Here is a 951-nt window from a genome sequence, read left to right on the forward strand (position 1 = left end):
TGATCTTACCCAGCATTGGTGGACACCGATCTAAGTGATCATTCGGGCTTCGAAGGCCTCCGGGCTGATCATCCCGATAGCACTGTGCCGGCGCTGCCGGTTGTAGTCCAATTCAATGTACTCGAACACCTGTCGTCGCATGGCTTCCCGGGTTGCGAATCGCTCGCCGTGAATGGCTTCGACCTTGAGACTGTGAAAGAAGCTCTCGGCGCAGGCATTGTCGTAGCAGTTGCCCTTGGCGCTCATGCTGCACCGGAGATCGTGTCGGATCAGCAACAACTGGTATAGGGACGAGCAATACTGGCTACCGCGATCGCTATGCACGATGACTCCCTTGGGCATCTTGCGGCTCCACAGCGCCATCTGGAGGGCGTCGCTGACCAGGTCAGCGGTCATGCGCTCGCTCATCGCCCAGCCAATCACCTTGCGTGAATACAGGTCAATCAGCACCGCCAGGTAGAGCCAGCCTTCTCCTGTTGCCAGGTAAGTGATGTCGCCTACCCATTTCTGGTTCGGTGCCGTAGCGCTGAAGTCCTGCTCCAGCAGATTCGGTGCGACTGGCAGGCCATGGCGTGAATTCGTGGTGGCCTTGAATTTGCGAGCGGCTTTCGCCCTCAGGTTCTGCCGACGCAGGCTGACAGCGACGGCATTGCGGCAGATGGCGACGCCAGCATCGTTCAGGTCATGGGTCAGCCTGGGAGCGCCTGAACGTCCCTTACCCTGATGAAAAGCCTGAGCCACGCGCTGATCGGTGATCGCTTGTCGGCGCCGGCGGGGAGAAGGCTCACCTCCCCGTCGTCGCCAGACGTAGTAGCCGCTGCGGGCGACGCCGAGAAACGCACACATCCGTTGAATGCTGAAGGCCTGACGATGCTGCTCAATGAAGGCGTACTTCACTTCAGGCTTTTCGCGAAGTACACCGCGGCTTTTTTTGCGATTTCAAGCTCTTCC

Annotated in this window: 1 pseudogene; it reads right to left on the reverse strand. The window is 59.1% G+C overall.

Going from position 1 to position 951, the window contains the following annotated elements:
- Positions 1–30 precede the first annotated feature (30 nt).
- Positions 31–933: pseudogene (locus IOC61_RS16290) on the reverse strand (IS3 family transposase); the annotation flags it as partial.
- Positions 934–951: the final 18 nt, after the last annotated feature.

This window comes from Halomonas sp. KAO (assembly GCF_015595025.1).
GTDB lineage: Bacteria > Pseudomonadota > Gammaproteobacteria > Pseudomonadales > Halomonadaceae > Halomonas.